Origin of the sequence: Methylobacterium sp. WL8, from assembly GCF_008040045.1 — a bacterium.
GTDB classification, from domain to species: Bacteria; Pseudomonadota; Alphaproteobacteria; order Rhizobiales; family Beijerinckiaceae; genus Methylobacterium; species Methylobacterium cerastii.
This window is the reverse complement of record NZ_VRVF01000189.1, coordinates 1-1,093: the sequence shown is the minus strand read 5'-3', so window position 1 is coordinate 1,093 and position 1,093 is coordinate 1. Positions and strand designations below refer to the sequence as shown.

At 57.8% G+C, this 1,093-nt stretch carries 2 pseudogenes; one reads left to right on the top strand and one right to left on the bottom strand.

The features are described from left to right. Positions 1 to 81 (bottom strand): annotated as a pseudogene (locus FV234_RS25825) (IS5/IS1182 family transposase); the annotation flags it as partial. Positions 82 to 155: 74 nt separating this feature from the next. Between FV234_RS25825 and FV234_RS25820 the strand changes: the two are divergent. Beyond that, positions 156 to 914: pseudogene (locus FV234_RS25820) on the top strand (response regulator transcription factor). Positions 915 to 1,093 lie beyond the last annotated feature (179 nt).

The following is a 1,093-nucleotide window of genomic DNA, read 5'->3' as shown; positions in this document are numbered from 1 at the left end:
CAACAACGCCAGATACGGCGCAACCAGCGCCCATTCCTCATCGGACACGTCAGAGGGATAGCCGGCACGACCTGCGCTCATGCCCAAAAACGCAAACCACACCCTTTCAGTTCATAACAGCCTCTAGGAGATTTTTAGATTTTCTGGGGTTGGCAATGCGTATTCTTCTAGTCGAGGACGATGCGGCTGTCGCGCAAAGCGTTGAGCTGATGCTCAAATCCGAGCGGTTCGTGGCCTACACCACCGACCTCGGTGAGGAAGGGATCGGTCTCGGCAAGCTCTACGACTACGACATCATCCTGCTCGACCTGACGCTTCCCGACATGTCCGGCTACGATGTGCTGCGCAGCCTTCGCGTCGCGAAAATCCAGACTCCCATCCTGATCCTCTCGGGCTTGAGCACGATTGAGGACAAGGTGAAGGGGCTCGGCTTCGGTGCCGACGGCTACCTGACCAAGCCGTTTCACAGGGACGAACTCGTCGCCCGCATCCACGCGATTGTCCGCCGCTCGCAAGGGCACGCCGAGTCGGTGATCGATATCGAAGGCATGGTCATCAATCTCGATCAGAAGGTCGTCGAGATTGCTGGAACGCGGGTCCCGCTTACCGGCAAGGAGTACCAGATGCTGGAACTCCTTGCCCTGCGGAAGGGCACGACGATCACCAAGGAGATGTTCCTCAACCATCTCTAAGGCGGCATAGACGAGCCCGAGTTGAAGATCATCGACGTGTTCATCTGCAAGCTGCTCAGGAAGCTCGCCAACGCATCAGGCGGCAAGAACTACATCGAGACGATCTGGGGCCGTGGCTACGTGCTGCGTGAGGGTGCACCCGAGATGCGGGCTATCGCGAACTTATACCAACCCTCGTTGATCAGAACCCATGGGTCCATCGGCGCATTCCGATGGACATGATGCGCCAGGGCTGGGCGACGATCTTGTTCCAGGCGTCGCAGCAGTGGTCGAGTGGCCTGCCTCCTGAAAAGTGGTCCTCCCTGAGGTATGGCTTCAAGCCATGTGGAGGATATTTTCATGGGACGGAAGAAGCATACGGCTGAAGAGATCGTCGCCAAGCTGCGTCAGGTCGATGTCTT